Source organism: Zooshikella ganghwensis DSM 15267 (genome assembly GCF_000428585.1).
In the GTDB taxonomy this organism is placed as follows: Bacteria; Pseudomonadota; Gammaproteobacteria; order Pseudomonadales; family Zooshikellaceae; genus Zooshikella; species Zooshikella ganghwensis.
The window spans coordinates 1-4219 of record NZ_AUAF01000248.1; the positions used below are offsets into that span (position 1 = coordinate 1).

General features: G+C 41.4%; 5 protein-coding genes. 2 read left to right on the forward strand and 3 right to left on the reverse strand.

Features of this window, described 5'->3' with window-relative positions; genetic code table 11:
* Positions 1-237 (forward strand): ATP-binding protein (locus tag F607_RS0125180; RefSeq protein ID WP_027710233.1); only part of this gene is annotated, 237 nt, incomplete at its 5' end.
* A gap of 40 nt (positions 238-277) precedes the next feature.
* Here the strand turns inward: F607_RS0125180 and F607_RS31830 are convergent.
* Together F607_RS31830 and F607_RS0125190 are read right to left on the reverse strand one after the other, a co-directional pair.
* A complete protein-coding gene (locus tag F607_RS31830; protein ID WP_051311826.1) occupies positions 278-2029 on the reverse strand; it encodes a phage terminase large subunit family protein in 1752 nt (583 codons plus the stop codon).
* On the reverse strand, positions 2010-2489 hold the full coding sequence (locus F607_RS0125190; RefSeq protein ID WP_051311827.1) for a DUF1441 family protein: 480 nt from the start codon (positions 2487-2489) through the stop codon (positions 2010-2012). Before F607_RS0125190 ends, F607_RS31830 begins: the two co-directional genes overlap by 20 nt.
* Positions 2490-2929: 440 nt before the next feature.
* Between F607_RS0125190 and F607_RS0125195 the strand changes: the two genes are divergently transcribed.
* Positions 2930-3430: a tail fiber domain-containing protein gene (locus F607_RS0125195; protein WP_027710235.1), complete on the forward strand. Its 501-nt coding sequence runs from the start codon at positions 2930-2932 to the stop codon at positions 3428-3430.
* Positions 3431-3585: 155 nt separating this feature from the next.
* Here the strand turns inward: F607_RS0125195 and F607_RS31835 are convergent.
* Positions 3586-4219 (reverse strand): phage antirepressor KilAC domain-containing protein (locus tag F607_RS31835; protein WP_051311828.1); only part of this gene is annotated, 634 nt, incomplete at its 5' end.

Here is a 4219-nt window from a genome sequence, read left to right on the forward strand (position 1 = left end):
TTCAATGTGGTCGCTAAACGCTATGAATATGGCAGTATCATCGTGACCAGCAACTTACCCTTCTCGCAATGGTCAGGAGCCTTTGCCAATGACCAAACACTCACTGCAGCCCTTTTAGATCGTCTTTTACATCACGCACATATAGTTCAAATTAGCGGCCATAGTTACCGATTAAGGGGAAAAAAGATGGCTGGTATTACACCTGAAATGAATACCAACGTAACAATAACCAATTAACGAAACCAAACGTAGGGTGGGTCAGTTTTAAATTTCTGGATTACCAGAAAAGTGGGTCAAAATTCAATTGCTGTTGACAGTCCTTAAAGGCATTACTATTTAACAACTGTAGGGGAATATCCCCATAAATACGGGCTTTGCTGTGGCTGTTATTTTGGTTATTGGGGTAGGTTTCCCGCATTTTGGTATGTTGGGTATGGTAATCGCCTTTAATCAACATAAAGCGATGACGTAAGCCTAACTTTTTAACACGCCGATAAAACTGGTAAGCGTTATCGGTTACACCTTCCTCACCACCGGAATCACAGGCGACTAATTGAATGCCCATCACCCGACCAGAGCCGTCATTCAATACGTAGTGTTTATGCAGGACTTTATCAATGATCACATCCCAGTCTTCGGCATAAGCACCAGGGTGAATCGCTAATACTTCCCCCGTTTCCACGTTCACTCGAAACGGCGAATAACGCAAATTAAACCGATCAATAATCCAACTTTCCAGGTGTTTTCCCCAGCCCTGGACTTGCACGACAAAACGTCGTTTAGCACCACCTTGCACATCAATCGCTGCCGTTAAAAAGCGAACACCATTGGGAACCCTACGCTTAATAAAAGGTTCGGCTCGTGCTTTTAAGGATTTAGCGGTGCGGTTAGTGGTACTGGTAATCGGTAAATAGGCACGACCAATATCCAGGTTAATAGTTCTTTGTAACTTCTCTTGATTACCGGTTTTTTCATAATGCTGTTCAGCGAGAATATAGTTGTACACCAAGCCCTGCCGGGTTTGATAACCCGCGGCGGGGCCTTCCATCCAAAAGCTCGCGTACAACGATTGTCGTTTTTCCCCTGTTACTTCGCCGTCTGAAGTAATATGTTGTCCTTCGCCTAACCAACGACACTGGCGATTTAAATCGGCTTTTTGTGTCGGTTCAATGCGGCCACGGCACTGAGTACACAACATATACACTCTTTCCGAGGCTTTTACTGGATCAGCATGTTTATCCCAATGTAGCGTTTCAAACACTGGTTGAAACCATTCCCGACAATGGGGACAAGGCCAATATAAACGACGCCGGTCACCTTGGTTATACAGGCTTAAAATACCTTCCGTGGGCGGTGCTTCGTGTAGGCTGGAAGGTTCCCAACGTGGATCTTTAATATTCCAACCCGGTGAAGACTCAACCAAGGTCATACCACTGGATAAGAACGTTGTCGTACGCTTTTTCGCTAAAGTAAACGGATCACCCTCACTGTCGATATTCAAAGGCAAGCGATCATAGTCTGTTAAGGCGACATACTTATAGTCAGAGCTGGATAAAATATTGACCGTCGGCCAGCCCACTTTTAAATAATTACCCGCCCGAAAAATTTTATCGTGGATATTATTATCATGGACCCGAGGGGAAATACGTTTGGCTAATTCCGGGCTTCGACGAATGGCCCTATCCAATCGTTTCTTGGAAAACTCCTGGGCTTTCTCTTTCGAGATTTGCACAATCAACATATCCGCCGGGTTATGGGCAATCACATAACTCACCCAGCCCTCTAAAAAAGCCAACGTTTTACCGGTTCGCGCTGGACCAACAAAAATAACGGCGGTGTATTCCCGACTGTTTAAACAATCCAAGGGTTCTAATAAATAGGGCGTAATCTCCGCTGACCATGGACTACTGCCACCACCACTTTGCGGGACGCGTAAGGTTTGCCTGACAGCATCGCTAACCGAAATGGTACTGGGTGGTGTGACAATTTCCGCGACTTCATGGGATAACTTATCGGGGTTTAAATGCATGAATTAACTGCTCGTGAAGAGAGACACGGACTTCGTTAATGGTATTTTCTACAAACGTCAGTGTGCTCGGCGATAAGGCACAGTTACGTTCTAAATGATCCGGTAAGGTCTCCAGTGCTTGAACTAACAGTTGTACCAAGGTATGCATCGTGCGACGTACTTCTTCGGCTTTGCACAATAAGCCTTCCTGTTGCTCTAGCTGTAAACGTTGAATCTCGGACTGATACCAGTCCTTACGGTCTTTGGGTTGCATTTTGTCAGGATCTGAAATCACGGGCAGCTGGTTCTGTCCAAATAAAGCGGGTCCAACCTGATCTGACGGATACACCGAATAACCTTTGACTTTATCAACCGGTTCAATACCGGCCTGTTCTAATCGTTTCGAAATGGTTTTACGACACATACCAAATAGCAACGCCATTTGGCTGATCGACCATTTTTCATAGGCCTCAGAATTCATGAGCATTCACCTCAGAAGGAATTGGGCAAAAGTAGTGTTTTTTAAGGGGTTAAGGCTAACTGCTGGTGCGGCGCATAGGTGGGGAAAATTTTTACGTTTACCGCGAGTCTATGTCCAGCGAAAATTAGCATTACCTTAATAAGGACCCGCAACCATTTAACTCAATGAAGTAAGTAGTTTTATCCATAATCTTTTATTATTGTAAAGCTTTCGTCCAAGATAGGCAGGCCAAATAAACACTTTTTAACATGTAGTTAAATAACTAAAAATAAAATAACAAATAATAGCGCTAAAAACCTTAATAAAGGAGCAGCGGTGCAACAAGAACTGCAAATAAAGCTGTATTAATTACTATTTAAAAATCAATTTGATTCATATCAAATAACACGGTCAGCATTTTCCATTACTCTAAAAAAAGGAATTTTACGAGGGATGATGTAATGAAAAATAATCACATTTTTAGCTTAATTATTGGAATATTAGTATTAAATCATGCTAATGCGTCAATAGAATGTATACAGTATGAAGCTAGTGGGAAATGTATAAGTTATGATATACATCGACAACCCATTAGGTTTAGTGACTTAAACCTTAAAACTAACGTCTTAAGCATTACTAACAGTTTAGAAAAACTAACTAATCTTAATGGTGTATCCTATAACTACGATATTCCAGCGGGCGATGAGCAAAAGACGTTAATTCAAACTTTACCCGAAAATAACCAAGAAAAATGTACAACAACATTTAAGAAGTTAGCAAAAATACAAAATGAACAGCTTGGTGTTGTTGCTCAAGATGTTCAAGCTGTCTTCCCTGAACTGGTATCAAATAAATGTGGTTATCTGCAAGTGGACTATGTTGGCTTAATTCCTGTAATGATTGAAGCCATTAAAGAACTAAAACAAGAAGTCAATGACTTAAAAAATGAGCGTCAAATGTAACCTTTTAGTTTAGCTAGCAAGGTCTATCATTCCTTCGCACTCTGTGCGAGGGAAAAACATCAGCTTAATTGATATACCTTATATCTAAATCTCTTATAGCTTGTAACTCCAACATTCCATCATAAGGCCACATTGAGTACTTCAAGTCTTTTAGACTAATGAAAATCAGCACGCATGCATTTCAGTTTCACTAAACCTCTACCTGTGATTAATGGCGTTATTCTATCTTTTACGCCTTGTCGTGGATGATCAAACTGACTTAATTTTAAATCCATATCACCACTTTCAATCTTAGCTTGATAAGGTTCATTAAAGCGATTGATCCAACTATGATGACGTAAGAACTGCATTAAACGATTACGTCCTGTATCCAATATCTTAGCCGCTTCAGCAATGGTCAACGAATCTTCTGACTGAATAACCTGATCATGAAATTGTGCTTTCGGTGTTAACATCGCAATTTCTTCATCCTGCTCCTGAACCCGCTGGAGAGATTGCGCTAAAAAACCAGCTATTTGTGTTGGATTATTCCAATCAATTTGAGTAACACCATAACTACCTGTTTTACGAATGCAGGGTAATACATCCTTTGTTACCCACTTCTTAAACTTCTTCGCCTCAGGCCGACGACTTTTAAGTATGGCCGAGTAAAGACCAGATTCATTGATAGTAGATAATTCCTGGTTTCCACCAAGGGTCGCCACACTGTGGAGAGCTTTTTCGTCAGTATCTAAAAACCGTGTCATTTTAGCTGCTTCTGGATAACCCAAGGCTAATGCAACATCCTTC